At 42.6% G+C, this 22099-nt stretch carries 21 protein-coding genes, 1 riboswitch and 1 other annotated feature; of the genes, 8 read left to right on the top strand and 13 right to left on the bottom strand.

Going from position 1 to position 22099, the window contains the following annotated elements:
• Positions 1-34 precede the first annotated feature (34 nt).
• The 8 genes from AC1MBV_RS13200 to AC1MBV_RS13165 form a co-directional block, all read right to left on the bottom strand.
• Entirely contained in the window at positions 35-172 is a 138-nt protein-coding gene (locus AC1MBV_RS13200) for a hypothetical protein (protein WP_255745870.1), read from the bottom strand.
• Between the two features lie 55 nt (positions 173-227).
• Positions 228-692: a GNAT family N-acetyltransferase gene (locus AC1MBV_RS13195; protein ID WP_255745868.1), complete on the bottom strand. Its 465-nt coding sequence runs from the start codon at positions 690-692 to the stop codon at positions 228-230.
• Between the two features lie 21 nt (positions 693-713).
• The gene (locus AC1MBV_RS13190) at positions 714-1265 is read right to left on the bottom strand and encodes a ribonuclease FAU-1 family protein (protein WP_255745866.1); all 552 of its coding nucleotides are present in this window, start codon (positions 1263-1265) and stop codon (positions 714-716) included.
• Between the two features lie 311 nt (positions 1266-1576).
• A complete protein-coding gene (locus tag AC1MBV_RS13185) occupies positions 1577-1759 on the bottom strand; it encodes a cold-shock protein (RefSeq protein WP_253059030.1) in 183 nt (60 codons plus the stop codon).
• A 114-nt stretch (positions 1760-1873) separates the two neighbouring features.
• Entirely contained in the window at positions 1874-2989 is a 1116-nt protein-coding gene (locus tag AC1MBV_RS13180; protein ID WP_480948464.1) for a Ger(x)C family spore germination protein, read from the bottom strand.
• Positions 2986-4095 carry a GerAB/ArcD/ProY family transporter gene (locus tag AC1MBV_RS13175; RefSeq protein ID WP_480948463.1) on the bottom strand — a complete coding sequence of 370 codons (1110 nt, stop codon included), beginning with the start codon at positions 4093-4095 and terminating at the stop codon, positions 2986-2988. The genes AC1MBV_RS13180 and AC1MBV_RS13175 overlap by 4 nt, the downstream gene beginning before the upstream one ends.
• Before the next feature lie 32 nt (positions 4096-4127).
• Positions 4128-5633: a spore germination protein gene (locus AC1MBV_RS13170; RefSeq protein WP_480948462.1), complete on the bottom strand. Its 1506-nt coding sequence runs from the start codon at positions 5631-5633 to the stop codon at positions 4128-4130.
• A gap of 21 nt (positions 5634-5654) precedes the next feature.
• On the bottom strand, positions 5655-5858 hold the full coding sequence (locus AC1MBV_RS13165) for a hypothetical protein (protein WP_480948461.1): 204 nt from the start codon (positions 5856-5858) through the stop codon (positions 5655-5657).
• 223 nt (positions 5859-6081) lie between these two features.
• Here AC1MBV_RS13165 and AC1MBV_RS13160 point away from each other — a divergent pair, with 223 nt between their 5' ends.
• The 4 genes from AC1MBV_RS13160 (at position 6082) to ytkD (ending at position 8909) form a co-directional block, all read left to right on the top strand.
• Complete coding sequence (locus AC1MBV_RS13160) at positions 6082-6918, top strand: ABC transporter permease (RefSeq protein ID WP_480948460.1); 837 nt, start codon at positions 6082-6084, stop codon at positions 6916-6918.
• A 14-nt stretch (positions 6919-6932) separates the two neighbouring features.
• Positions 6933-7727 (top strand): teichoic acids export ABC transporter ATP-binding subunit TagH, encoded by a 795-nt coding sequence (gene tagH, locus AC1MBV_RS13155; protein WP_480948459.1) that lies wholly within the window; start codon positions 6933-6935, stop codon positions 7725-7727.
• A 414-nt stretch (positions 7728-8141) separates the two neighbouring features.
• On the top strand, positions 8142-8318 hold the full coding sequence (gene fbpA, locus AC1MBV_RS13150; protein ID WP_255745857.1) for a Fur-regulated basic protein FbpA: 177 nt from the start codon (positions 8142-8144) through the stop codon (positions 8316-8318).
• Between the two features lie 87 nt (positions 8319-8405).
• Entirely contained in the window at positions 8406-8909 is a 504-nt protein-coding gene (gene ytkD / locus AC1MBV_RS13145) for an RNA deprotection pyrophosphohydrolase (RefSeq protein WP_480948458.1), read from the top strand.
• 52 nt (positions 8910-8961) lie between these two features.
• On the opposite strand, the gene pckA is transcribed toward ytkD, so the two are convergent.
• The gene (gene pckA, locus AC1MBV_RS13140) at positions 8962-10545 is read right to left on the bottom strand and encodes a phosphoenolpyruvate carboxykinase (ATP) (RefSeq protein WP_480948457.1); all 1584 of its coding nucleotides are present in this window, start codon (positions 10543-10545) and stop codon (positions 8962-8964) included.
• 254 nt (positions 10546-10799) lie between these two features.
• A riboswitch (SAM riboswitch) is annotated at positions 10800-10918 on the top strand.
• A 129-nt stretch (positions 10919-11047) separates the two neighbouring features.
• Between pckA and metK the strand changes: the two genes are divergently transcribed.
• Entirely contained in the window at positions 11048-12268 is a 1221-nt protein-coding gene (gene metK, locus AC1MBV_RS13135; protein WP_480948456.1) for a methionine adenosyltransferase, read from the top strand.
• Positions 12269-12434: 166 nt separating this feature from the next.
• Entirely contained in the window at positions 12435-13502 is a 1068-nt protein-coding gene (locus AC1MBV_RS13130) for a tetraprenyl-beta-curcumene synthase family protein (protein WP_480948455.1), read from the top strand.
• Here the strand turns inward: AC1MBV_RS13130 and mnmL are convergent.
• A complete protein-coding gene (mnmL, locus tag AC1MBV_RS13125) occupies positions 13499-14473 on the bottom strand; it encodes a tRNA modification radical SAM protein MnmL/YtqA (protein ID WP_255745852.1) in 975 nt (324 codons plus the stop codon). The genes AC1MBV_RS13130 and mnmL overlap by 4 nt on opposite strands.
• Positions 14474-14790: 317 nt before the next feature.
• Positions 14791-15027: a binding site (T-box leader), on the top strand.
• 165 nt (positions 15028-15192) lie between these two features.
• On the opposite strand from mnmL, the gene leuS reads away from it, so the two are divergent.
• Together leuS and AC1MBV_RS13115 are read left to right on the top strand one after the other, a co-directional pair.
• A complete protein-coding gene (gene leuS / locus AC1MBV_RS13120; RefSeq protein WP_255746008.1) occupies positions 15193-17613 on the top strand; it encodes a leucine--tRNA ligase in 2421 nt (806 codons plus the stop codon).
• Between the two features lie 442 nt (positions 17614-18055).
• Positions 18056-19648: a putative polysaccharide biosynthesis protein gene (locus AC1MBV_RS13115; RefSeq protein WP_480948454.1), complete on the top strand. Its 1593-nt coding sequence runs from the start codon at positions 18056-18058 to the stop codon at positions 19646-19648.
• Positions 19649-19777: 129 nt separating this feature from the next.
• Here AC1MBV_RS13115 and AC1MBV_RS13110 read toward each other — a convergent pair whose 3' ends face one another.
• The 3 genes from AC1MBV_RS13110 to cysK form a co-directional block, all read right to left on the bottom strand.
• Complete coding sequence (locus AC1MBV_RS13110) at positions 19778-20212, bottom strand: hypothetical protein (RefSeq protein ID WP_480948453.1); 435 nt, start codon at positions 20210-20212, stop codon at positions 19778-19780.
• Positions 20213-20333: 121 nt separating this feature from the next.
• Positions 20334-20552 carry a DeoR family transcriptional regulator gene (locus AC1MBV_RS13105; RefSeq protein WP_253058988.1) on the bottom strand — a complete coding sequence of 73 codons (219 nt, stop codon included), beginning with the start codon at positions 20550-20552 and terminating at the stop codon, positions 20334-20336.
• Between the two features lie 426 nt (positions 20553-20978).
• Entirely contained in the window at positions 20979-21911 is a 933-nt protein-coding gene (cysK, locus tag AC1MBV_RS13100) for a cysteine synthase A (RefSeq protein ID WP_255745848.1), read from the bottom strand.
• Between the last annotated feature and the right edge of the window lie 188 nt (positions 21912-22099).

The following is a 22099-nucleotide window of genomic DNA, read 5'->3' as shown; positions in this document are numbered from 1 at the left end:
CAGCCGGGGAATGTTATCTCCGGCTGCCTTCTGTTTACTTATTTTTACGTGCGCGTTCTTCTAATTTAGAAACAGATGATTGATGGTCATCTTTGGCACGTCCGGCTGGAGAGACGCTTGACGCAGTCGCTCCTTTATTGGACCGGTACTCCTTTTTTCTTGCTTCAGACATGATCGCACACCTCCCGAAACTTAGTATGCGATTTCAAATCATTTGTTATGCAAGATTATAACCATTTGCTCATGTTAATATCTGTCGCTTGATATCCGAGTTTCTGATACACATGATAGGCGCGCGCGTTATGCGCAAACACATGAAGACTAATTTTTTTGAATCCGAGAGTGCGGCTGTAAGCAAAGAGTGTTTGCATGGCAAGCTGTCCTAATCCGTGGCCTCGGAACGATTCGAAAATTTCAAAATCATAAATAAAGATCTCTTTACGTTCGGGCGAAAGATGCAGCCAAAAGATACCCACTTTTCTTCCAGCTTCGTCAACGAGAGAAAGAAAGCGGTGATTTACTGTCTGATATCCTTGCGGGAGAAGACGACTGATCTCAGCACGTGCGTTCATTAACGCGCGCTCGGGAGTCCATGTGCCGGACTGCTGTTTTTCTTTGGCGTACTCCTTAGTTGAATACTCAAGATAAGGAGCGAAATCATTTTCCGACATATCGGTAATCAGGATGCTCATGACATCTTAGCCCCCTATAATTTAGTGTGGAAACGTGGCCCGGACTTCACGTACGAGTGCAAGAAAATGCTCAGGATCTTTTTTTATGAATTGCATCAGACGATGAGCGGTCCGCCACGCCTTTTCGTACATTTCAGGAGTGATAATATCGTTTTCAAGTGCTTCATTCAACTCATCTTCGTCGACTAAATAAAGTTTGTGATTTGGAAAAAGGATTAAATCGAGATACAGATCATCAAACCAGGGTGTTCCCTGTTCATCGCGGCCGACTTGATGAATGACATCAAAGTAACATTGAACGAGGCGATGTTTCGCGTTGAACATCGCCGTTAGAACGAATTGCGGCGTTTCCGCAGGAAAGAGTTGCAGCCAGGAATAATTTTGATCGACTGTCTTGGTGCGAACCCCGCCATAAACAACCGACAGCGGTGCTTTGATTTCATTGAATTGAATCAGAACGGCTTCGCCATGAAAATTTGGCCACATAAACTGTTTTTTTCGTGTGTGGCTTGAAATAATTCGACGCCATCCACGACGATCGGCATATTTTCTTTTCATTTTCGTAAGTTTCACATGTTCACCTTCTGTCCTACCTGTCTATTGTAACGTAAAACACCAAATAATGGAGATTTGGGTTAAATTATACGTGATCTACCACTAGGTTCCTCTATACAAACTATGTTTTTTTTGTATCTTTGAAAACTTATCCTAAGGATTTTCCATTCTTTTGTAACCATCATCTTTATCTTTTACGGTTCCGTCTTATCGATACCCCCTAAAAAAAGAAACACAGGACGATTTTTCTGAACCATGTCAGAAAAACCGTCCTGCTCTATAAACTATTCAAAGCTTAGTTATTAATTTTTTAAGGATTGTCTCGTCGATCAGTCTATGACCGGCAGCATTTTTGTTTCTTTTTTCATATCCGAATGGCAAAGTGGACACTTTGGCGTTTCATCGAAGGAAAATGCATCACGCATCCACCCAGAACACGAATCATTTGTACATGTCCAAATTGCTGTTTCTGCTTCAGGAACCGGTTCTTGCGGGCCTCGATTAAATCCCATTAATTAAAATCCCCTTTCCTGTTAATCCCTATATTATATGCTTTTTTCAGAAATTTATCAATACAGCGGACTATTTATCAATGATGAGTTGGATGCATGGTAACGCTCTGCCAATTAGTCTGAAATGCCGGTTTGAATAATATTCGTTTCAACGGTGCAATGGAACCGCGCGTTTGGATATCGGTCCGGCCATGACTTTCCGTCGAAACCACGTGTAAAACTGCGCACATGTTGTCCTAATTGAAGCGGATCAATTTGTTTTTTTTGCAGCATTTGAACCAATTTTTTTGCTTCACGAGACATATGTTTTTCAATTTTTTTCTCCATTCTCGGACCGGTATTTTTGCTGATACTCTTCGGATAGGCTTGTCTCACTTGAGCATTAATTGAAACATGAGCATAGATGTCCGGAGATGTGCTATTTCCGTTCTTAACTGTGTAGCGGACATTTGTATGCACGTTTTTTAAAGCAACATGCTTTTGCGGTGCAAATTCAAAATCATAAACCCCCTGATCAAATTTTTGAAACAGCATTTTAAAAATAAATACCTTTTTTGGTGGAAGCTTCATGATGTATTTATCCTTTTTAAACAGGGCGAGTCCGACCGTTTCAAGATGATCTCCGGATTTTCGTATCATGGGAAGAAAAGGATCCATATAAGCGCCATAGTAGGCATACAGAAACGTTTCCAAAGTGCTTTCCGGATAATTTTGATGATTGTTTTGTTCAATCATATCCTGAATATAGCGTGAGATTGGTATCTGTGTCTGATAATCAATGGCAGTCAGCAACTTTTTACAGCTTCCTTCCACGATCACAAAATTCATGTCTCGCGGTGCTTCAGGATCGCGATTTCGCAAATCAATTTGTTTCTTAAGGCCGTGTTTCGCTAAATCGGTATCAAAAAGCATAACTCTGAGTTTACCAACCCGAATTGCCCTTTGCCCATTCTCTTGAAAACGGTCGACCAATGATTTGCCATCGTAGGTGATGCCACTCAGATAGCGCATCATTGAGGCAGTTGTCGGCAGTCCAGCACCTGAACTGCCGGGGTTGGGATTTTGTACATAGTTAGGCATTGAGATTGTACCCATAACCCTGGTACCACCAATATAATCTATGCCTTCTGCCTCTACGATGAGCACGTCGTCAATAACGCTTGTCGGCAAGCATCCGCTAAGAGTAATCAGTGCAGTAATCGATGCAATAAGGTGCATGAAATGTTTCATGCAGATTGCCTCCCTATCTTTTTCTTAACCCACTGGCAAAAAAGCAGTAATGGTAGATACAAGTAGATGATAATAAAACCAAAACCATTGTAAATATTATTTATTGTTCGTACTTGAAGTCCGTTTTTAACCATGCATGTAATCGTAATCAATACCACTAATATGCCAATGAGTGAATGCTTCATTTTTATGGCAGGAAATGTGAATTTGATACCGCGGGCCAGGATCCAGGAGCAAAGGCAGATATTTGTAATGAGTACCCAAAGTAAAATGACAATCGCAATAATGTCAACATGTTCAAATAATGGAAATCGGACGCTTTTCCAATAAGTTATGGTCGGCCATAGAGTATTCTGCATTTCACCTTGGCTGAAATAGACAATTCCCAACAGAATAATCGTGGTATAGATAAAAACAGTAGTAAGAACGCCTCGAAATGCCCATTTTCCCACTTTTTCCGGCTGAGTGATAAACGGATAAAAATACAGAATTAATTCGAAACCGAGATAGTCATGAGTTGTTTCATAGCAAGAATGCAGAATCGCTAGTGGTGAATGGTCAAAGAGAGGCATTAAATTTTCATAATGCGCATGTGGGACAATAAAAATGCTTAGGATGAATAAAGGGATCAGATAGATAAAGCTGAGCAGACAAACACCACTGATTGTCCGCAACCCCCCCATCACGATGTACCAGACAATACAGCAGAAGATGATTGAGAAAGTAAAACTATTAAGTTGAGGGAAAATCCACACTTGAAGAATTTCAATATAACTGCGTAAGAAGACGAAGGAAAACAGCAGTACATGAGCCAAAAGGATAAAGGTGAGCACGTTTCCAATCCACGGACCAAAAACACGGCGGTGAATGGAAAAAAGATCGGGACGTCCAAATTGCCTTTCATTTTCAAGAAGACGCAAAATAATCCACATAACGAGAAGGGTTGATAAACCGGAAATCAATGTAGCAAGCCAGCCGTCTTGCTCACTGAATTTTGTAATGATTTGCTGAAACGACAGAAATCCAATACCGATTTGCATGACTTGCGGAAGGAAAAAGGCAGCTATAGGACCCACTGTGTGTGTGGGATTGATTTTATTGTACATACGGATCTATTGCCTCCTCGTTAAGAAACGTGCTATTCATCAATATCAGGAGTATGTTTGCCCTCCTTTTTATTCACACGATGTGGGTTAGACCGATTTTTGTCACCGGTCCGTAAGAATAATGGCCGTTGCGTTTGTGCATTAAGCGGTAACCGGATAAAACTGTCTTTTAAATCCGTCACACGCAATGGATAAATGGGTTCGATGTACGGATGCCCAAGAGAAGTCAGCTTAAGCATATGGCAGACAAAAATCATAAAACAAAGTGCGATACCTAGAATTCCGAGCAACTGTGCTGAAAAAATAAAGGGAAATCGAATCAGGCGAATGGTGGTAGCCATTCGGTAATTTGGTGTAATGAAGGCAGCAAGAGCAGACATTGCAATGATAATTAAGAGAATATTGCTTGTGATACCCGCTTGTACAGAAGCAGTTCCAATAACAATACCACCCACAATACCAATGGTTTGGCCGACCTTCGTTGGAAGCCTTGCTCCTGCTTCTCGAAGCAATTCAATCATGATTTCCAGCAGCAGGACCTCAATAATCGGATCATAGGGAACCGAACTTCGTGAGACGATGAGCGTCGCCAGTAAATCTTTTGGCACGAGTTGATAATGATACGTCAGCAAAGCAACATAGAGTGATGAAGAAACGACAGAAAATCCAATGGCGAACAAGCGCAATAAGCGATAGAGCGATGCAAGAATCCAAATTAATGAATAATCGTCAAATGCGGAAAAAAATTCAACAATGGTACTTGGAAGAATCAGTACACTTGGCGACCCGTCAACAATAACCGCGATCTTTCCTTCATAAAGCGCTCCGCTCACTCGATCCGGACGTTCCGTATCAATAAACTGTGGGAAAATCGAATAATTATTGTCGGAAATCATTAACGCAAGCATGTTCGAACTGATCAAGTTGGTTACTTCGAGATCTGATATACGCTGAGTAATTGTATTAAGATTTTCTTTGTTGGCAATTCCTTCGATGTAGAGAACAGAAACTCTTGTTCGGGAAATCTTCCCGACACGCTGTTCTTCTATTTTGAATTGAGGAATGGGTATTCGAGCACGTAAAAGATTGATATTGGTTTCCAGTGATTCAACGAACGATTCATGCGGACCGAGAATGCTTGTTTCAATCTCCGATTGCTCAACCGGACGTGCCTGCTTTTTCATACAGGGAATGATCAGGCAATCTTTTGAATGCATCGATTCTTGAATGACTAATGCACCATCGAGAATTCCCGCTTGTATTTCAGATAGATCTTTAGTTCGTATTAGTTTGTCGGCGGGAATCACATGAGCAATATCTTTCATGCTGTGAACGCGATCCGAATAGAGGGCAGGCAATAAATCACGATGAATATATTCGAGATCAACCAATGTGACGATAAATGAGACCCAGCAGGAAAAGAACGTTCCTTCATGATGAAAATGCCGGAAATCCGGATTGGTTTGCATCTGCGTCATAAAATCAGATAATGTTTTTTTTGTTTGTGCGGGATCATTATTTTTTCTTTTCCAGAACAAGCTTCTCAACCCAATCCAGTCTTAATTTGCATCCTTTTCCATCTTTTTCGCTTTTTTCTTTTCTGCTTTACTCTGTTCTATGTAAATGATGACAAAGGGCATGGTACCCGGATATAAGATCATCATATACATGCAAATATTTGCTCCGATCGTGATGCGGAGTGTAACAAAAATAAAAAAAATAACGAGCAGAACAAAATAGCTGAGATAAAGAAGTGTACTCATAGCAGACTCCTTTGGATAGGTGATTCGTATTATTGAGTATGTTCTCCAAGACAGCACTTCTTATTCCTAAAAAGAATTTCACTATCAAAATTTATAAATGATGAGTTTGGAGAGATTCATTCATACCCGGAAAGTCCAAAGGATTCATTTTCTTTTTTAAATAAGCTGTGTTAAAGTATGGATTGGAGTACTGTATCTTGATGATTATTGGAAGGAAATTGATATGAAATCGGCATGGAAGGTTATTCGGGAGCAATGTAAAAGCTTATATTTAATCAGAAGATTGTCCCTTTATGAGTTGAAAAGTGAGAATACGAATAATTATTTAGGCATGGCATGGGTCGTTATTAATCCGTTGATTCAGATCTTTATTTATTGGCTGGTTTTTGGCAAAATATTGGGCAGAAGCAATGATATTCCCGTTGACAATGGGGTCCCAGCTCCTTATATTATCTGGTTGATTTCAGGAATTATTGTTTGGTTTTTGATCCAACCAGCCATTATCCAAGGGTCGAAATCGATTTATTCACGGATTCGCTTTATCGCTAAAATGAATTTTCCAATGAGTGCGATTCCAAGCTACGTGATTCTTGAAAAATTTTATCAGCATTTAATGATCACTGGAATTGTTATTGTGATTCTGCAATTTACACAGTTTAAAATCAGTATTTATATGATCCAGCTTCCTTATTTTATGTTTGCTGCGCTGGCTTTTTTGTTTTCGGTATCGCTGATCACTTCTACATTTTCAACGATCGTTCGCGATGTGCATCAGGTCTTGATTTCGCTCATGCGTATGATGTTTTATCTGACTCCTTTCCTATGGGAGCCTGCGCGTCTTGCAGATGCGGGTCTGCCTGACTTTTTCCAAAAAATCTTATTGCTGAATCCGATGTATTATCTTGTACAAGGCTACCGTTCTACACTGCTAGGCGCTTCTTGGTACGGGATTGATCACATCGGTTATACGGCGTATTTTTGGGGTTTTGTTCTTGTTGCCCTTATTTTCGGTTCATTTGTGCATCTGAAGTTCAGAGATCATTTCGTAGATTATTTGTAAGGAGATCTCCATTCATGGAAAAATCAGTCATTGTAAAAAATGTATCGAAAAAATATAAAATGTACGCGAAAAATTCCGAAAAAATTTTAGATTTGATTTCTCCTAAAGGTTACGGAAAATCGTTTTATGCGCTTCACGATATCAGCTTTGAAGCGAATAAAGGCGACGTTATCGGAATCATCGGTGTGAACGGATCGGGAAAATCAACGCTGTCTAATATTATTGCCGGAATTATTCCTCCCACATCTGGATCGGTAGAAATTCATGGTGAAGCGGCACTGATCGCGATCCAGTCGGGCTTGAAGAAAGAGCTGACCGGCCGGGAAAATATTGAATTAAAATGTCTGATGCTTGGTTTTGATAAAAAGCAGATTGTGGAGTTGACGCCGCAGATTATTGAATTTGCTGATATCGGCGATTTTATAGATCAGCCGGTGAAGACCTATTCGAGCGGAATGCGTTCACGCCTCGGATTTGCGATTTCCATTCATATCGACCCGGATATTCTTGTTATTGACGAAGCATTATCTGTCGGAGATCAGACATTCGCGGACAAATGCCTGGATAAAATGAACGAATTTAAAGAAAAAGGAAAAACCATTTTCTTCATCAGCCACTCAATCAGCCAGATGAAGAAATTTTGTGAAAAGGCGCTCTGGGTTCAATACGGACATGTGGAACAATATGGTCTGATGTCAGAAGTAATGCCTGAATATGAGGCATTTATTAAGAAGTACAAAAAGATGACTAAGAAAGAAAAGAAAGCTTTTCAAGAAAATGTGCGAAAAAGCCGAATAGTGAATGCGTGAGTAGGAAAGGAAGCTGTGCTTTGCCGATACAACGACAAAGAGCAGCTTCTTTTAATACAGATTTTTATCGTTTCAAGCAAAAAAAATCCGCAAATCGATGCGGATTTAACTAAAAGTGAATTGGGGTTAGGGTTATTCATACTATTGCCATATTTTTCTGTTGCTAAACATTTTTTTGAAAAAATGATTGCAAGTACTCGATTAAATTTTTTTAGATACGTAAAGATATATTGTAAGCGCTTTTATTGTATAATAGTGTTTAAAAATATCAGTGCTGGGCATGATGAATGGGCTATGGATTAAATCAAACAAATCATTCGTCTGAAATAAGACGTGTTCACGTGGAAAGGGGGCAGAAATCATGATTGAACAAACAAAATGTAAACGCTTGCTTAATTGTGATTTCGTTCATTCATGAATCGTATCAATTTGTTGAGAAGGGCTGTTGAAAACCGAAAGCAATACTTGATTCGCGAGTTAAGAAAAAATTTCGTGACAAAAGAGTCCGATCAATTAAATGAATGGACACTGTCCGATCTGGAAAACGAATGGAAAAATTATAAAAAAAGATGCGAAGAAGAAATTGGTTAAAAATAAAAATCTTGTGGGGAATGTGAACCATTATTTGTTAAAATAGGTTTGAAGCTCGCAGAACGCAGGTGCGGAGGTAATGACCGAATGAATCAATATCCTAGTTTTCCGGATTTTTATGGAAATAAAGTAACCCTAGCTCTTTCATCAACTCCCTTTTCGGCCGATCCAAGACATGTTTGGGTTATTTGTAAATTTCACTGTCAATGGCTGCTTACCATGCATTCAAGGAGGGGACTTGAATTTCCCGGAGGCAAAGTAGAGTCTGGAGAACGCCCGGAGGAAGCGGCGAAAAGAGAGATCTTTGAAGAAACCGGCGCGCATGTAGCGAATCTCTATTTTATTGGACAATACCAAGTAGATGGGCGAGACGAACCAATAGTTAAGAATATCTACTTTGCGGAAATTGATCAAATAACCCTGAAAAAGGATTATTTAGAGACAGACGGACCGAGACTGATCAGCAATCTGCCTCACTCAATTAAGAATCGGAGACAGTATAGTTTTTTGATGAAAGACCAAGTGCTTGAGCTGTCGATGAAGGCAATCAGGCAGAAGCAATGGACGCTCGTGTCCGAAGTACACATTTAAGACTTTGGCACTAAAAAAGGCTCCCTCCAAAATTGGAGGGAGCCAGCTGTTTTTAGTGGACATTAGGCCCAGCGTTGCGGATGTTCTCAGGTGCTTGACGGAATTGCTGGAAGTTCGTTTGGAATTTTTGAGCCAGCTGTATTGCAGCATGCTCATACGCAGCTGGATTAGTCCATGTTTTCCATGGCATAAGCACCTGATCAGGTACACCAGGACATGTTTGCGGAATATGCAATCCGAAAATCGGATCCGTGACTATATTTTTCTTGTCAAGACGTTCATTTAAAGCTGCATAAACCATTTGCCTTGTATAACTGAGCTTCATTCGTTTACCGAGCTCGTAGGGTCCCCCAGTCCATCCGGTGTTAATCAGATAAGCGCTTACATTGTTTTGTTTTATAAATTTTCCCAAAAGTTCAGCATAGGTGACTGCCGGAAGCGGCATAAACGGGGCCCCGAAGCATGTGGAAAAAGTTGGTTCAGGAGTTACAATTCCGCGCTCGGTGCCGGCCAATTTACTCGTGTAACCTGAGAGGAACTGATACATTGCCTGATCCGGTGACAGTATACTAATTGGCGGGAGAACGCCGGATGCATCGGCTGTCAGAAAAATAATCGCGTTTGGATGCCCTCCGACGCTTGGAAGAACTGCATTTGCAACCTTTTGCAGTGAATAGGCAGCACGCGTGTTTTCCGTAAGTGCGGTACTGAAATAATCGGGTTTGCGCTGATCCTGAGAAATGACGACGTTTTCAAGTACTGTACCGAATTGGATGCTGTCATAAATTTGCGGTTCATTCTCTTGAGTCAGCCGAATCGTTTTTGCATAGCATCCTCCTTCAAAGTTAAACACACCGTTACTTGACCAGCCGTGTTCATCGTCCCCAATCAACTGTCGGTCAGGCACATTGGAGAGCGTTGTCTTTCCGGTGCCGGACAAACCGAAAAAAAGAGTTGTGTTGCCGTTTTCGTCTTGATTTGCAGAGCAATGCATCGGCATCACTCCTTTTTGCGGCAATAAATAATTCATTACAGTAAATACGGATTTCTTGATTTCTCCGCCATATTCGGTGCCCCCGATTAATACAATACGGTATTTCATGGAAATAATAATAAATGCTTCGGAACGCGTACCATCAGTCAATGGATTTGCTTTAAAACCGGGTGCAGATAAAACAGTGAATTCTGCTTGATGATGTCCAAGCTCCAAATCAGAGGGTTCAATAAACAATTGGCGGCAGAAGAGATTTTGCCAAGCATACTCATTAATAACTTGAATCGCCAGACGGTAATTTGGGTCAGCCCCGGCAAAACCTCGAAACACATATTTCTCTTGCTGTTTACTTAAATAGGTAGCAAGCTTTTCGTAAAGATTTAAAAAAGCGTTTTCATTTATGTGCTGACTTCTATCCCAGTCAACCGTGTCACGTGTAACATCATCTTTGACAATAAATCTGTCTTTTGGAGACCGTCCCGTATATTTCCCGGTCGTTACGGCTAGTGCTCCGTTATTTACTAAAATGCCTTCATTTTTTCTCAATGCATGTTCAATGAGTTCAGGAACAGATAAATTAATGAATGGAGTTCCGGTACTGAGCAATTCAGAGATTGGGGTTTCCAAAAAAGTACGATTCATGAGAACATCCCTTTCTTTGTGAAATTGATCACTCATTCTTTATTGTATAACACATTGTAAATATTGTTACCTACTAATATTGTAATGATGATTCAGATATTCCGCAATCATGAAGAGATAATAATTCGAAATCTCCATATGGTTTTGTTTCGTTTTGAGTATCTTTAAATGAATTGATTTACACGCTTGAAAACAAAGGAACTTTCATTGACAATTTTAATTCCCTGCGTTAAGATGGGGATTATACACGGCTGCTCTTATTCCGAGTAGGCAGAGGGACAGGCCCGATGAAGCCCGGCAACCGGCCGAATAACGGTACGGTGCTAACCTGCAGAGAAAAGAGAGAATGATCTCTTTCCCCTGATAATAAGAGGCGCGCGATAAGAATCGGCCTATCCATAATTGGAGCGGGCTTTTTTCATGCCTTGAAAACAAAAGCAGAGGGATCGGGTACCGTTGACACCATTTTGTATATAATGTTTGAAAGGCAGGGTGAAGGAAAATGACGAAGAAGTATTCAAGAAGATTATTCACTTCCGAATCGGTAACTGAGGGTCATCCGGATAAAATTTGTGACCAGATTTCAGACGCGATTCTTGATGAACTGCTGAAGGGGGATCCTAACGCCAGGGTCGCATGCGAAACAGTCGTTAATACCGGACTTGTCCTTGTGACTGGTGAAATATCCACTTCCACCTACGTGGATATTCCGAAAGTCGTTCGTCAGACGATTAAAGAGATCGGCTATGACAACGCGAAATATGGTTTTGACGCATCGAACTGTGCGGTCATGACTTCAATCGAGGAACAGTCGGCTGATATTGCTCAAGGCGTCGATAAAGCGCTTGAAGCGCGTGAGGGAACGATGTCGGAAGATGAAATTGAAGCGATTGGTGCCGGGGATCAAGGACTGATGTTTGGATTTGCTGTCAATGAAACACCGGAACTGATGCCTCTTCCCGTATCACTTGCTCATAAATTAGCGAAGAGACTGGCTGATGTCCGGAAAGACAAAACGATCGGCTATCTTCGCCCGGATGGAAAGACCCAGGTCACGGTTGAATACGATGAAGAGGGCCATCCGGAGCGTATCGATACGATTGTGATTTCGGCACAGCATGATCCAGAAGCGACTGAAGCGCAAATCAAGAAGGACATTCATGAGTTTGTCATTGATCCGACTGTTCCGGAGAAATTGATTGACGAGAAGACGAAATTCTTTATCAATCCGACCGGACGCTTTGTCATCGGCGGGCCTCAAGGGGATGCCGGCTTGACCGGACGAAAAATTATTGTTGACACGTACGGCGGATACGCACGGCATGGAGGCGGCGCTTTCTCAGGAAAAGACGCGACGAAGGTCGACCGCTCCGCTTCTTACGCGGCAAGATATGTGGCGAAGAATATTGTCGCGGCAGGTCTCGCAGAAAAGTGCGAAGTGCAGTTTGCCTATGCCATCGGTGTTGCAGAGCCGGTATCTATTTCGGTTGATACGTTCGGTACAGGGCAGGCAACTGAAGAACAGCTCGTTCAGCTGATTCGCCGTAACTTTGATCTCCGCCCGGCCGGCATCATTAAAATGCTTGACTTGCGCAGGCCGATTTATCGCCAGACGGCGGCGTACGGACATTTTGGACGTACAGATGTCGAACTTCCTTGGGAGAAGACGGACAAAGCAGATTTGCTGAAAAAGCAGATTCTTTCAGATTTCCAGACTCATTGAGCATGTATACCCAAAAAACGTTTTTTACGCCTACCGGCTGTGAAAAGCGTTTTTTTTATAGACAAGATCGCATAAGCAGAATGATCGTTTGCTATAATAGATGGTAAGTAAGGAGATTGCCCGAACGAAATCAAGTAGAAGAGCGTCTCTACAGGGAGGCAAAACGATGACTGTACCGTCCAGACCGATTAAATTAATGGCACAAATATATAGAAAAGTGCTTCCCGAAGTACATCGCGATCTTGCAAAATGGAAGAAGCGAGCTGAAGAAATTCCCGATGCAGAATTGCGCAGACAGGCACTCGCAAGTATTGAAGCGAAAACATTTCACTGTGAAGGCGGATCCATTTACAGCCTTCTTGCTGAGGGACAAATGAAGGAGATCATTTCATTCATTGTCGCTTATCAAACGATCAGCGATTATTTGGACAACTTATGTGATCGAAGTATTTCGCTTGATCCGGTTGACTTTCGTTGTTTGCATCACTCAATGCTGAACGCATTGACTCCGGGTGCCGAGCCAGAGGACTATTATAAACACCGCGGCAGCTGCGATGATGGAGGGTATCTTCAAGGACTTGTGTCTGAATGCCAAAATGTACTTGGCCAATTATCGGCGCTGAAACTTATTCAGCCTGCGCTCCATGAGTTAGCCGGTTTTTATTGTGATCTTCAAGTGCATAAACACGTGAAAAAAGATCAGCGTGTCCCTCGGCTCGTCGAATGGTTTCAAAAAAATAAAGCCCATCTCCCTGAGATGAGCTGGTATGAATTCGCCGCGTGCTCCGGATCAACACTGGGCATCTTCTGCATCGTTTCCTATGCAGCATCACGCGGGAGTGAAATGGCGCAGCTTGTGGTTCGGATCAAGGACAGTTATTTTCCTTGGGTTCAAGGGCTCCATATTTTAATGGATTATTTTGTCGATCAAGAAGAAGACCGGATTGAAGGCGATTTGAATTTCTGCTCCTATTATTGCAGCAATGAGGAAATGATCAGTCGCTTCAAGCACTTCATTGAAGAAGCAGATACGGCAATTGAGAATATGCCGGATAAAAATTTTCACAAAATGATTAACCGCGGCTTGCTTGGTATCTATCTTGCTGATCGAAAAGTCGCACGGCAGCGTAATGTTCGCGTGCTTGCACGAAAACTGATCTGCAGATCAGGAGCCAGCGGCTTGTTCTTCTTTGTTAATGGGTGGCTTTATCGCAGAATCAGCCAGAGTATTTAGTCCCTAGCTGATTGTTCAGCAACTGAGTGGGCAAGTTTGCCTTGCCAGCTGTCTCGCCTTGCCAGCTCATCATCAATCGCGTCTAGAACTTCCCATTTATTCAGACTCCACATTGGTCCGACCATTAAATCAGCGGGTCCGTCGCCTGTTAATCTATGAATGATCATATCGGGCGGAAGAATTTCCAGCTGATCACAGACAAGATTGACGTACGTTTTAAAATCAAGGAATTGAAGCAAGCCTTTTTCATATTGCTTGACCATAGCTGTTTTTTTTAACAGATGGAGCAAATGTATTTTAATTCCTTGAACGTCAAGTCTTGCAACAGCTTTTGCTGTCTCAAGCATCATTTCCGGCGTTTCACGCGGCAGTCCGTCGATAATATGAACGCATACCGGAATATTGTGCTTACGGAGCTTCTCAACTCCTTCGACAAAACAGTCATAATCATGCGCTCGATTGATGAGGCGGCCGGTTTCATCGTGTACCGTTTGCAGTCCGAGTTCAAGCCATAGGAATGTGCGCTTGTTTAATTCGGCAAGATAGTCGACGACGTCATCAGGAAGGCAGTCCGGGCGAGTTGCAATTGAAAGTCCGACGACACCTTCTTGTTCCAAGATCACTTCATAGCTTTCGCGAAGCACGTCAACAGGTGCGTATGTGTTCGTAAAAGCTTGAAAATAGCCGATGTATTTGTCGGCGTGCGGCCACTTCTTTTTCATCTGTTCTTTAATCGTGGTGAATTGAGTCGTTAAGTCATCTCGGCGACTGCCTGCGAAATCGCCAGAGCCTTTCTGACTACAAAAGGTGCATCCGCCCCAGGCAACTTTGCCGTCTCGATTCGGACAGTCAAAGCCTCCGTCCAACGGAACCTTGAAGACCTTGCTCCCAAATGTATGCCTCAGGTAAGTATTCCAAGTATAGTAGCGTTTATCCGGTCCATAATGAACCGGCCATTTTTGTTCAGCCAAATCCCAGGCTCCTCTCGTTAACCTATCGCACATTTTAGCAAACATTTAGTGAAATATAAAGCAGATGACTGGGCACAGAGCAGTTGTTGAATAAACAGTAACTGTGTATCGTGCGTCATTTATGAATGAATTTGAGGCTATTAGAATGTTTTCCTTTATAAAAAATACATTGAAGTTGTCCTCTTGTATGTGAGAAGGACTTCAAGATGCAAATCAACCTGATTTCTGGCTTTCTTCATCATAAATCGCCTTTATATTTAAACCTGAGTTGACATCTCCTACTAATATCAATAAAATGGAAACACAACCTTATCAATGAAACGACAATGACGGAGAAAAGTAGCTTGTGATCCGCTTTCAGAGAGCCGACGTTTGGTGCAAGCCGGTACGGAAAAAAGTGAACTCGCTCCTGAGTTGCGAGTGCAGCCCTTAACTGGGCACCTCGCCGTAAACCTGCGTTATAGGCTAAACAAGCGAGCGAATGGCAATATGCCGTCGTTAATTTGGGTGGTACCGCGGGAATTTAATTCAGTAATCAACCTCTCGTCCCTAACAAACATGTTAAGGGCGGGAGGTTTTTATATTTTTTGAATAGTTTGCCCGTTTTTCAAAGAAATGCTCGGTGTGGTCAAGTCCTAGACGCCGGCCATTGCTTAGTATTTCTTATACCAGATAACCGCTAGTTTATTTGTATTATAAAGGAGGAACTCGCCATGGCAATGGCTTTTGATCATCAAAAAATTGAAGCGAAATGGCAAAAATATTGGGATGATCATCAAACATTCAAAACTGATGATCATTCCGACAAACCAAAATATTATGTGCTCGATATGTTCCCGTATCCCTCAGGAAAAGGGCTGCATGTCGGTCATCCTGAGGGCTATACGGCAACCGATATTATGGCGCGTATGAAACGGATGCAAGGCTTTGAAGTGCTTCATCCGATGGGCTGGGATGCGTTTGGGCTTCCTGCGGAACAATATGCACTTGATACCGGTCATGATCCGGCAGATTTCACGAAGCAAAATATTGCTACTTTCAAGAGACAGATTAAATCACTTGGCTTCTCATACGACTGGAATCGTGAAATCAATACAACGGACCCGGAATACTACAAATGGACACAATGGATCTTCCTTCAGCTCTACAAAAAGGGACTTGCGTATATCGCAGAAGTTCCGGTGAACTGGTGCCCGGCGCTTGGAACCGTTCTGGCAAATGAAGAAGTCATTGATGGAAAAAGCGAACGCGGCGGCCACCCGGTTATCCGCAGGCCGATGCGTCAGTGGATGCTGAAGATTACTGCATATGCGGATCGTCTGATTGATGATCTTGACGATGTGGACTGGCCGGAAAGCGTTAAAGAAATGCAGCGTCACTGGATCGGCCGTTCGGAAGGCGCCGAGGTTCAATTTAAGATTGACGGACATGAAGAACATGTTACCGTCTTTACCACACGCCCTGATACACTGTTCGGCGCGACCTATATGGTGCTCGCCCCGGAACATAAACTTGTTGATACAATTGTAACGCCTGAACAAAAGGCAGAGGTTGATCAATATCGCAAGGAAGTGGCGGCTAAAAGCGATCTCGAACGTACTGATCTCAACAAAACGAAAACCGGTGCATTTACCGGAGCTTATGCCGTCAATCCTGTTAATGGCAAGAAAGTACCTGTTTGGATTGCTGATTACGTCCTGATTACTTATGGATCAGGAGCAATCATGGCGGTTCCGGGCCATGATGATCGCGACTATGAATTTGCGACCAAATTTGATCTGCCGATTATCGAAGTTGTTGCAGGCGGCGACCTGTCGAAAGAAGCATATACCGGTGACGGCAAGCATGTAAACTCAGGCTTTCTTGACGGACTTGGCAAAAAAGAAGCAATGACTAAAATGATCGATTGGCTGGAGACGCACAAGGTCGGCAACCGCAAAATCACGTATCGGCTGCGTGATTGGCTGTTCAGTCGCCAGCGTTATTGGGGCGAACCGATTCCCATTATTCATATGGAAGACGGATCGCTTAAAGCGGTTCCTGAAGAAGAACTTCCGCTGCGTCTGCCGAAAACGGAGAATATCAAACCGTCCGGTACCGGAGAATCGCCACTGGCAAATGACACAGACTGGATTAATATCGTTGATCCTGAGAGTGGTATGAAGGGTCGCCGTGAAACGAACACCATGCCTCAGTGGGCAGGCAGCAGCTGGTACTTCCTTCGTTATGTTGACCCGCATAATAAAGAAAATCTAGCGGATCCGGAGAAACTGAAACGCTGGATGTCAGTCGACCTGTACGTTGGCGGTGCCGAACACGCCGTGCTTCACCTGCTGTACGCACGGTTCTGGCATAAGGCACTTTATGATCTCGGTGTCGTGCCGACAAAAGAGCCGTTCCAAAAGCTGGTTAATCAAGGTATGATTCTCGGAACGAACCATGAGAAAATGAGTAAATCGAAAGGCAATGTGATCAATCCGGATGATATTGTTGCTTCTCACGGCGCGGATACACTTCGACTGTATGAAATGTTTATGGGACCAATTGATGCCGCAAAGCCTTGGTCCGAAAAAGGGATTGACGGATCACGACGGTTCCTCGATCGAGTTTGGAGGCTGTTTGTCACTGCAGAAGGAAGCCTTACCGCAGCGGTTACTGAGACAGCAACGGCAAGCGAAGCTTTTGAAAAGGTCTACCATCAGACTGTGAAGAAGGTAACCGAAGACTTTGCGATCATGCACTTTAATACCGGTATTGCTCAGATGATGACCTTCATCAATGAAGCTAATAAACAAGATCAAATTCCGACTTACATGGCAGAAGGTTTCATTCAACTGCTCTCGCCGGTTGCACCGCATATCAGTGAAGAGATCTGGTCGCTGCTCGGTCATGACCAATCCGTTGAAAAATCAGCATGGCCAACCTATGATGCACAAAAGCTCGTTGAAGATCAGATCGAAATCATCGTCCAGGTCAACGGCAAGATTCGTGCACGTTTCCAAGCTGAAAAAGGAACATCTAGAGAAGAACTCCAAAATAAGGCCATGAGCGATACGAACGTGAAAGCACAGCTTGATGGCAAAACGGTTAAGAAAGTCATAGCAGTTCCTGATAAACTTGTTAATATTGTTGCCAAGTAAATCACAGCACCAGCATAAAAACCGCTCTTGATGCGAAAGCATAGGAGCGGTTTTTTAACACCATTAGAGATTTTTCGAAAAGAGGGAAAACTAAGATTAGGAAGAATACCGCATGCTGCCGCGTGCTGAACACTAAGTCATCTATAACCTCTGCATTTGTCAGAGTATGCGAGAAACAAGATGCTCGAGCCTACAAGAATTAGTGGAAAATAGGCTGATAAATACTGTCTGCAGTTTCTTGGATTTGTGAAGTTCAAATTTTTTAATTAGATTTTCTCAATCAATAAGATTACATAGGTTGGACGCAGCGTCTTGGCTTCACAACAAAATGTGACAAAACATGCAATAGATCGCCAAGTGATCTCGTATGAACGGCAGAATGTGGTAAAATACTAAGAGTTGTGGGCAGTTCGCCCAATTGAAGATTTAGGAGCGTTGACAGATGTCCGCATCAACTATGGTCCGTGGGGCTGTGATTCTTACAGTTGCCTCCTTTGTATCAAGATTGTTAGGTATTCTATTTGTTATTCCCTATAATGCGATGACCGGAACGGAAGGTGCGTTCCTTTATCAGTATGCTTATACGCCCTATGGAATTATGCTGAGTATTTCGACCATGGGTTTGCCGCTTGCAGTTTCAAAATTCGTATCCAAGTATAATTCGCTTGGCGATTATGAATCCGGAAAACGTCTTTTCAAATCAGGAATTCTCTTGATGTCTGTGACAGGTCTCGTTGGCTTTCTCATCCTCTTTTTAGGAGCACCTCATATTGCAGCTACTTATGGCGTTCCGAAGAATGAACTAGCCAATGTGATCATGGTTACCCGTGTCGTCAGCATTGCCATTCTTGTCGTGCCTGTGATGAGCCTCATGCGTGGATATTTTCAAGGGTTTCAATCGATGGGGCCGACTGCTGTATCTCAGGTTGTCGAACAAATTATGCGTGTGGCCTTTATTTTAATTGGAGCTTTTCTAGTTATGAATGTCTTCAACGGCTCAGCCGTTACTGCGGCGGCACTCGCCACTTTTGCGGCATTTGTCGGTGCTGTTGCCGGCCTGTACGTTATGCTGCATTATTGGGTACGAAGACGGAAATATTTGGATAGTATGCAGCAGCAGAGGGTGCAGCGTTACAGAATCTCCTATCTGTCCATGTATAAAGAGCTTGTGACGTATGCAGTTCCTTTTGTAGCTGTCGGAATCTCAATGCAGCTTTATCAGCTCATTGATCAGGTCATGGCGTACCATTATCTTGACTATTCTGATAAGATAACGAAGATCGTCATTACAGATTTAACCATGAATGATCAAAAAATGGTTATGATACCGGTCACTCTGGCAACTTCGCTTGCGGTCAGCGCAGTACCGGCGATAATAAAGTCCTATTCCAATGGAAAAATCGCGGAAGTCAATAGTAAAATTACTCAAGCATTTGAATTAGTCCTTTTCTTGACTGTTCCGGCAGCCATTGGGCTATCTATTTTAGGATATATGATCCACGGACTGCTTTTCGAAATGAGTCCGGAAGCGCTGCAAATTGGCGGAAGGGTGCTTCAGTGGTATGCGCCGACAGCCGTCTTCTTTGCACTGTTTCAAGTTTCCGCTTCTGTATTGCAAGGCATCAACCATCAACGAGTAACACTGATCAGCCTTGTGGCGGGGGTGATTGTCAAGATATTATTGAACCCTGCATTCATGAAATTTTTCGGTATGGTGGGACCTGTACTTGCGACAAATATCGGCTATACGGTTTGCATTTTAATTAATCTGATTGCGATAAAGAGAGCGACCGATTATCATTATTCACAAATCGTGCGGCAAACGATTCATATCGTTGGTTATACGATCATCATGTGTTTGGTAATTCAACTCATTTTCCTGCTCTTTGGCGGGAATGTACCAAGCAGACGCAGCATCGCGTTTATTGTGGTCATTCTAAGCGTTTTCTTAGGCGCTGCAGCATATTTAGTTCTTGCACGATGGACCGGTCTGCTCAGGCGGATTACCGGTGGATTCAGAAGACGAAAGGCTTAATCGAGTCACCGATGAATTCGTCGTCGCAACAGTCACGGATCATTAACGTTTAATTTCTCTAAATCTTGATAATTTCTTATTTGTGTAAAGTAAAAAAGGAAATTCGGAATCGACTCCGAATTTCCTTTTTTATTGTTGTCTCGGAGGGAATCCCGGAACGCCGATTGGCGGAATAGGAAATCCAAGCCTTCGTTCAATGGAACGAACCCTTCGATCAAGACTTTGGAGCTCGCGCTGGAAGAGATCCTGTTGCCGTTCAATCTGTCTAAGCCTGCGTTCGAATTGCTGAGGATTGAAAGGCGGCTGAGGCGGACGAGGGGGCTGCTGCATCTGCCTGCTGTTTTCAGAAGGACCATTCCATATAAAACCATTTTCGGCATAGGAATTTCCGGCTTGTTGACGTGCAGAGAGCGGGTAGCCGGGATTTAATTCAGGATGATTTTGGGGTATTGATGAAGTGTCTTGAAAGGCTTCTTGATTCTGGCTGTCAATCCGTCCTCTTGGCGCGGAAGAAGGCTGGAAAGCATTGGCGTCTTGTGGGAAAGTATTGCCGTTTGAAAACATAGATAGGTTCCTCCTTAATTTGATAAATCGTGTCATTCACCTATAGTCTATGTTTAAGAAAGGACTTTGTTATGGGTCCCAAATTTAAAAAAACAAATAAAAAAGAGCTGTTTTAAACAGCTCACGAAACCTTAACTCGCTTCTTTGTCACGGCCCATTGACCTTTTCGAGGACTTTGAACCAAATCGTTATAGGTTAAAATATTCAAGTCTCTTTGCATTGTTCTCTGTGTCATGTCAAATTCTTCAACCAGCTCTTTCGTCGTAACCACACCTTGTTTGCGAATGAACAAATATACGGATCTAACGCGATTTAGCATTCGATCAGTTGAAGGACTCAAATCATCACTCCCTAGATTATTTATCAATAAAAGACAGATCTCTTATTGAGCGAAATATTCAAGCAAGCTTCGACACAGAGTTTTGAAAATGCCGAAACGTCTCAAGTAAAATACGTTTGCCATTTGGTCGTTCGCGTTGCGAGCAAACAAAATAAATCACTGAGCAAATGGTTTCTTTTAAGTTGAGAAGTCACATAATTTTCTGTTAACAAATTAAATATAACTCATTCAATGAAAAAGTCAAATGCTTTTTTTATTATTTAGATAATGTTAAATTTAGATGTTCTTTAATCGTTCATTTAAGACGCCGGTTTGATAAATGACGCCGGAGCCATAACAATCATTAACTTAAACTTTAAAATCACAGTATGCGGAAATAAAAAAACCTCCGATTTTTATGCAAACGGAGGGGAATGATTCATTGAATTATCGTGGAAAAATATCTCCGGACAAATAGCGCTCACCGGTGTCATTAATGATACAGACCACCACATCACCTGGTTTATATCGCTTAGCGACCTGAAGGGCAACATAAACAGATGCGCCTGAAGAAGGACCGCACAGAATGCCTTCTTCGCTCGCTAATCTGCGTGTTAATTCATAAGCGTCTTCATCGCTGACTTCAATAACCTCATCAATGATTGACATATCCATTGTGTTCGGAATAAATCCGGGGCTCGTGCCGACGATTTTATGCCGCCCTGGTTTTCCGCCGGTATAGACCGGCGATCCTGCAGGCTCGCAAATATGTACAGTCAATTCAGGAAACGCCTCCTTCAAAGCTTTTCCAGCTCCAGAGACTGTGCCTCCTGTTCCGGCAGCTCCCACAAATGCACGAAACGGACGATTGAGTTGCTGAATATCTTTTATAATTTCTGTACCTGTAGTTTTTTGGTGTGCCTTGGGATTTGCCTGATTTTCAAATTGCATCGGCATATAGCTGTTTGGCATCATTTCGGCAAGTTGACGCGCTTTTTTTATTGCACCGGGCATCTTATCTTTACCCGGAGTCAGCACAACCTCCGCTCCCAGGGCTCTTAATAAATTAATTCGTTCTTGCGTCATCGTATCAGGCATCACTATAATTGCTTTATAGCCGCGGGCAACGGCGACCATCGCAAGACCGATGCCCATATTTCCTGATGTTGGTTCGATAATGGTTGCGCCTTTTGCAATAATACCTCGGTTTTCAGCATCGAGGATCATATACAATGCTGCACGATCTTTTACACTTTTTGTGGGATTGAAGTATTCTAATTTTGCATAGATGTCTGCACCGTTCGGATCGGGCAGCCGATTCAATCGAACCATCGGTGTTTCGCCGACAAGTTCATCAATGGATTGGACAATTTTTGTCATAATGACCTCTCTTTTCTTTAATCGCTGTAAAACACTTTTTTAATGTATCTAAATCAAGAAAAAAACATGTGACCTAATGATCCGTGATGGTTTCACGGACAGGGATACAGTCAGCACGCACTATTCCAATTGAATTAGTTACATTATACAGGATTTACAGGGGTTGAGTCGACCGATGTCGTATGATT

Source organism: Sporolactobacillus sp. PKPK-6, assembly GCF_056678885.1.
Note: the sequence above shows the minus strand (reverse complement) of the source record. Positions and strands in the feature narration are given on the sequence as shown.

Bases quoted from the DNA above. Each gene is read 5' to 3' on its own strand.
- AC1MBV_RS13200 (WP_255745870.1), bottom strand. From the start codon at position 172: ATGTCTGAAGCAAGAAAAAAGGAGTACCGGTCCAATAAAGGAGCGACT.
- AC1MBV_RS13195 (WP_255745868.1), bottom strand. From the start codon at position 692: ATGAGCATCCTGATTACCGATATGTCGGAAAATGATTTCGCTCCTTAT.
- AC1MBV_RS13185 (WP_253059030.1), bottom strand. From the start codon at position 1,759: ATGGGATTTAATCGAGGCCCGCAAGAACCGGTTCCTGAAGCAGAAACA.
- AC1MBV_RS13180 (WP_480948464.1), bottom strand. From the start codon at position 2,989: ATGAAACATTTCATGCACCTTATTGCATCGATTACTGCACTGATTACT.
- AC1MBV_RS13175 (WP_480948463.1), bottom strand. From the start codon at position 4,095: ATGTACAATAAAATCAATCCCACACACACAGTGGGTCCTATAGCTGCC.
- AC1MBV_RS13165 (WP_480948461.1), bottom strand. From the start codon at position 5,858: ATGAGTACACTTCTTTATCTCAGCTATTTTGTTCTGCTCGTTATTTTT.
- AC1MBV_RS13160 (WP_480948460.1), top strand. From the start codon at position 6,082: ATGAAATCGGCATGGAAGGTTATTCGGGAGCAATGTAAAAGCTTATAT.
- tagH (WP_480948459.1), top strand. From the start codon at position 6,933: ATGGAAAAATCAGTCATTGTAAAAAATGTATCGAAAAAATATAAAATG.
- fbpA (WP_255745857.1), top strand. From the start codon at position 8,142: ATGAATCGTATCAATTTGTTGAGAAGGGCTGTTGAAAACCGAAAGCAA.
- ytkD (WP_480948458.1), top strand. From the start codon at position 8,406: ATGAATCAATATCCTAGTTTTCCGGATTTTTATGGAAATAAAGTAACC.
- pckA (WP_480948457.1), bottom strand. From the start codon at position 10,545: ATGAATCGTACTTTTTTGGAAACCCCAATCTCTGAATTGCTCAGTACC.
- metK (WP_480948456.1), top strand. From the start codon at position 11,048: ATGACGAAGAAGTATTCAAGAAGATTATTCACTTCCGAATCGGTAACT.
- AC1MBV_RS13130 (WP_480948455.1), top strand. From the start codon at position 12,435: ATGACTGTACCGTCCAGACCGATTAAATTAATGGCACAAATATATAGA.
- leuS (WP_255746008.1), top strand. From the start codon at position 15,193: ATGGCTTTTGATCATCAAAAAATTGAAGCGAAATGGCAAAAATATTGG.
- AC1MBV_RS13115 (WP_480948454.1), top strand. From the start codon at position 18,056: ATGTCCGCATCAACTATGGTCCGTGGGGCTGTGATTCTTACAGTTGCC.
- AC1MBV_RS13110 (WP_480948453.1), bottom strand. From the start codon at position 20,212: ATGTTTTCAAACGGCAATACTTTCCCACAAGACGCCAATGCTTTCCAG.
- cysK (WP_255745848.1), bottom strand. From the start codon at position 21,911: ATGACAAAAATTGTCCAATCCATTGATGAACTTGTCGGCGAAACACCG.